Origin of the sequence: Nocardioides sp. REDSEA-S30_B4, from assembly GCF_001627265.1 — a bacterium.
Lineage (GTDB): Bacteria > Actinomycetota > Actinomycetes > Propionibacteriales > Nocardioidaceae > Nocardioides.
Genome location: NZ_LUPI01000068.1, coordinates 1 through 4,422, shown reverse-complemented (window position 1 = coordinate 4,422; position 4,422 = coordinate 1). Strand labels below are relative to the sequence as shown.

The window sequence follows — 4,422 nt, the reverse complement described above, 5'->3', positions numbered from 1 at the left end:
GTGCGCAGCAGGCCCTTGGCGACGCCGCGGCCGCGGGCGCCGTCGACGACCCCGATGTAGGAGACGTAGGAGGAGTCCGGGCCGGTGGCGTTGTGGGAGACGGTGCCGATGAGGGCGCCGACCGCGGGGTGGCGGCCCTCGGGGGCCTCGAGGCCCTCGGGTACGTCGTCGACGAGCTCGGCCAGCCACCAGTGGTTCCAGCGGTGGCCCGGGTCCTCGCGCAGGCGGTGGAGGAACTCGCCGAAGGACTCCTCGAAGGAGTTGAAGTGGTCGGTGAAGGCCGCCTCGAGCACGTCGTGGACGGCGCGCAGGTCGGCCTCGTCCGGCAGACCCTGGCCCTCGCGGTCGACCAGGCGGAAGCGCGCGCCCTTCTTCTCCCACTCGTCGGGGTCGGGCACCAGCCCGATCTCCTCGGGCTCGACCGGGCGGCTCAGAGCCTGTCCGCGGGCCCACTCGAAGAGCACGTCGGAGCACTTGCGCGCGATCGGCGGCGCCAGCTCGCGGGAGACGATGTGGACGTAGAGCATCCGGCCGCCGGCGCGGTCGTGGACGCTGCCCCAGGCCTGGATCTGGCCCTCGGGGTCGCGGACCACGACGTTCTCGCGGGTGCGCAGCCCGTGCTCGGACACCTCGACCAGCACGTCATCCACCGACGCCCCGGCCCAGCCGCGGCCATGCCGCTCGTGGGCGCGCAGCAGGTGGGTCAGGCGGGCGACCTCGAAGCGGTCGCTGGCGTCCGGCGTACCGATCTCCCACCCGTCAGGCAGGGGCGGGTCGGAGACGAGCTCCTCCGGGTCGCTCTCGAAACGGCTCTCCTCGGGGATCACGGCACCACATCATGCCGTAGTCGACTTCACCCCTGCGGCCGGGTGTGGCGGGAGGGACTGGTGGGAGGCCGATCGGGATACTCCGAATCCCCCTTCCTGCTTACTGCGCAGTAAGCAGGAAATCGAATGCGTCGTATCCCGGCTCGCGGCGACTTCAAGCGTGCTTGCGGTGCCCCTCGGCCGCGTGCCAGGCAGCGGTGACCGAGTCGAGCTCTGCACGCAGGACGTCGACCTCCTGCTTGAGCTCGGCGACCCGGACGATGGCGTCGGTGGTCTGCTCGGAGGCGGCGTCGAGGGCGCGGGTGGCGACGCGGAGGTCCTCGTCGAGCCGGTCGGCGCGGCGGCGCTCGGAGGCCAGCTCGCGGGAGGCGTCGGCGGCGTGGCGCTGGGTGGTGGAGAGGACGGCCCCGAGGTCGGTGAGCGCCTGCTCGCGCTCAGCGATGCGGCTGCGGAGGTCCTCGACGCGGGCGGCGTGCTCGGTGGCGCGCTCCTCGGCGAGGCGCCGGTAGGCCTGGGCCTGCTCGGCCCGGTCGCGGTTGGCCTCGCGGCGCGACTGCACGAGCTCGGCGTGGGTGATGCGGGTGGCGGCGGCGCCCAGCACGACGGCGCCGGCGGCGGCCAGGACCAGCAGCAGCCAGGACCCGGAGGCGACGGTCGCGGCGACCAGAGACGCGGAGAGCACCAGCAGGACGGTGGCGACCGTCAGCCGGGTGGAGCGCTGGCGGCGGCGAGCGGCCGAGGCCGGCGCGCCAGTCGTGCCCGACGTGACCGGTGTGACGGAAGTGGCCGCTGGGGAAGTCATGCGGCCCAGGTTAGGCCTCGTCGTCGTCCAGACGGACGCGACACGCGCGCTCCAGGAGCACCCCGCAGACCACCACGGCCAGCGACGCGACCGCCGCCAGGCCCGACCACAGCACCCGATCGCTCGCCAGCTCGGCGCGGGAGTCGACCCACGACAGCGCGTAGCCGGCGTAGGCACCGCCCAGCACGCTCGCGACGTACGCCGCAGCCCGGCCGAACGCGAGCCGGTTGACCGCCCGGTGCGGCTCGAGCCGTCGGGCCCGGTCCCGGACCGACGCGCGGGTGTCCCACGCGAACCTCCCCAGCGCCACCGCGACGAAGCCCAGCAGCGTCGGCTGCGGCCACGTGACGACCGGCGCGGAGCCGGACAGCTCGACCGTGAGCGGGTGGACCAGCCACCCGAGCACGAGCCCGACGATGCCGAGCACCGCGAGCACGACCGGCGAGACCGGTCGGATCGTGCCGGTGGGCGGCTTCTGCCGCTCGTCGCTCACGACGCGCGGGTCACTCGAGCTCGAGGGTGAGGTCCTCGCGCAGGGTCAGGCCGTCGACGCCGGTGGCGGCGAGCAGGTCGGCGATGGGACCGAAGTCGGGGATCGAGGCGTCCGGCTCGAGGTCGAACCACGGCTTGAGCACGAAGGCCCGCTCCGCGGCGCGCGGGTGCGGCAGCTGGAGGTGCTCCTCGTGGCTGCGACGGTCGCCGACGACGATCAGGTCGACGTCGAGGGTGCGCGGGGCGTTGCGGACGTCCGTGCGCTCGCGGTCGAAGGCGTCCTCGATGGCCTGGGCGCGGTCGAGCAGGCGGTTGGCCGCGAGCGTGGTGTCGATGAGGACCACGGCGTTGAGGAAGGAGTCGGAGCCGGCGGGGGCGTCGACGGGCTCGGTCTCGTAGACCGGGGAGATGCCGGTGACCCACACGTCGGGGGTGTCGGCGATCGCGTTGACGGCGCCCTGGAGGGTGGCCAGCCGCTCGCCGAGGTTGGAGCCCAGGGACAGCACCGCGCGCCGGATCGGGCGCATCTCACCGGTGAGGGTGTCGGCGTCGATGATGTGCGGGTTGGGGGTCTCGGTCACGAAAGGTCCTCGCGTGTCCTGGTCGTCGTCAGCGTGACGTCGGTGAACGTCGCGTCGATGGGGGCATTCGGCTTGTGGACCGTCACCCTCGCCCATTCAACCCGGGAGTCCAAGAGGCAGACCTCCGTGATGCGGTGGATGAGGGTCTCGATCAGGTCGACCGGATCGCGCTCGACGGCGGCCTTCACCTGCGCCACGAGACTTCCGTAGTCGACGGTGTCGCGCAAGTCGTCGGAGGCCGCCGCCGGACGGGTATCCAGACCGAGGACGAGGTCGATCACGAAGGGCTGGCCCTCGCGCTTCTCGTGCTCGAAGACGCCGTGGTGGCCCCAGCACTCGATGCCGCTCACGCTGAGCTCGTCGACCACCTCAGCCTCCTGCCACGCTCGTCGGATCCTCCAGCGCGGCCCAGGCGGCCAGCGCGTCGCAGGCTGAACCTACGTCGTGGACCCGCACCGCCCACACCCCGGCCCGGGCACAGTGCAGCACGACCGCCAGGTGGGCCGCCTCCCGGGCATCGACCGGACGCGGCTCCCCCGTCGCGTCGGCCAGCAGCGTGCCCAGGAACGACTTGCGGCTGGCGCCGACCAGCAGCCGGGCCCCGAGGGAGGCGATCTCGTCGAGCCCGCGCAGCAGCTCCCAGTTGTGGGCCGGTCGCTTGGCGAACCCCAGGCCGGGGTCGAGCACGAGCCGCTCGAGGGGTACGCCGGCAGCGACCGCCGCCTCGACCCGGTCCGCCAGCTCGTCGCGGACGGTCGGCACGACGCCGTCGGGGTAGTCGGCGAGGTCTGCCATCCGGTCGGCGTGGGCGCGCCAGTGCATGGCGACGTACGTCGCGTCCGAGGCGGCGACCGTCGGCAGCATGGTGGGGTCGGCGAGGCCGCCGGAGACGTCGTTGACGATGGCGGCGCCGGCCTCCAGGGCCGCCTGCGCCACCTCCGCGCGCATCGTGTCCACCGAGACCGTGACCCCGGCGGCGGCCAGCTCGGTGATGACCGGGACGACCCTGGCCAGCTCCTCGGCCACCAGCGGGCGGGTGGCGCCGGGACGGGTGGACTCACCGCCGACGTCGAGCACGTCCGCGCCGGCCTCGACGAGTGCGAGGCCGTGCGCGACGGCAGCCCGCGGCTCGACGTAGCGACCGCCGTCGGAGAAGGAGTCGGGCGTGACGTTGACGACGCCCATCACCAGCGGTCGGGACATGCGGGTCCTCGGGGGTCCTAGCGGGTGCCGCGGATCAGCGACATCGCCTCGGACCGCGTGGCCGGGTTGTGCATGATGCCGCGCACCGCGGAGGTGATGGTGCGGGCACCGCCCTTCTTGACCCCGCGCATGGTCATGCACAGGTGCTCGGCCTCGATGACGACGATGACGCCGCGCGCCTCGAGGATCTCCATCAGCGCGTCGGCGACCTGCGTGGTGAGGCGCTCCTGCACCTGCGGCCGCTTGGCGTAGACGTCGACGAGCCGCGCCAGCTTCGACAGCCCGGTGATCTTGCCCGACGTCGCCGGGATGTAGCCGACGTGGGCGACGCCGGTGAAGGGCACCAGGTGGTGCTCGCACATCGACCACAGCTCGATGTCGCGCACCAGCACCATCTCGTCGTGGCCGAGGTCGAAGGTGGTGGTGAGCACCTCCTCCGCGCTCATCCGCAGCCCGGCGGTGAGCTCGGCGTACGCGCGGGCGACGCGCGCCGGGGTGTCGCGCAGCCCCTCGCGGT

6 protein-coding genes and 1 pseudogene are annotated in these 4,422 nt (G+C 73.3%); all 7 read right to left on the bottom strand.

Annotated elements, in window-relative coordinates:
- A pseudogene (locus A6R01_RS12615) lies at positions 1 to 827 on the bottom strand (hypothetical protein); the annotation flags it as partial.
- Positions 828 to 981: 154 nt separating this feature from the next.
- Positions 982 to 1,629, bottom strand: a complete 648-nt coding sequence (locus tag A6R01_RS12610) for a hypothetical protein (RefSeq protein ID WP_292606381.1) — start codon at positions 1,627 to 1,629, stop codon at positions 982 to 984.
- A gap of 10 nt (positions 1,630 to 1,639) precedes the next feature.
- Positions 1,640 to 2,122 carry a DUF3180 domain-containing protein gene (locus A6R01_RS12605; RefSeq protein ID WP_292606379.1) on the bottom strand — a complete coding sequence of 161 codons (483 nt, stop codon included), beginning with the start codon at positions 2,120 to 2,122 and terminating at the stop codon, positions 1,640 to 1,642.
- Positions 2,123 to 2,132: 10 nt separating this feature from the next.
- Positions 2,133 to 2,702: a 2-amino-4-hydroxy-6-hydroxymethyldihydropteridine diphosphokinase gene (gene folK, locus A6R01_RS12600; RefSeq protein WP_292606377.1), complete on the bottom strand. Its 570-nt coding sequence runs from the start codon at positions 2,700 to 2,702 to the stop codon at positions 2,133 to 2,135.
- Positions 2,699 to 3,070: a dihydroneopterin aldolase gene (gene folB / locus A6R01_RS12595; protein WP_292606375.1), complete on the bottom strand. Its 372-nt coding sequence runs from the start codon at positions 3,068 to 3,070 to the stop codon at positions 2,699 to 2,701. The genes folK and folB overlap by 4 nt, the downstream gene beginning before the upstream one ends.
- Before the next feature lies 1 nt (position 3,071).
- Positions 3,072 to 3,905: a dihydropteroate synthase gene (gene folP / locus A6R01_RS12590; RefSeq protein ID WP_292606373.1), complete on the bottom strand. Its 834-nt coding sequence runs from the start codon at positions 3,903 to 3,905 to the stop codon at positions 3,072 to 3,074.
- 17 nt (positions 3,906 to 3,922) lie between these two features.
- Positions 3,923 to 4,422 (bottom strand): GTP cyclohydrolase I FolE (folE, locus tag A6R01_RS12585; protein WP_292606371.1); only part of this gene is annotated, 500 nt, incomplete at its 5' end.

Coding starts and splice junctions, on each gene's coding strand:
- A6R01_RS12610 (WP_292606381.1), bottom strand. CDS start 1,629: ATGACTTCCCCAGCGGCCACTTCCGTCACACCGGTCACGTCGGGCACG.
- folP (WP_292606373.1), bottom strand. CDS start 3,905: ATGTCCCGACCGCTGGTGATGGGCGTCGTCAACGTCACGCCCGACTCC.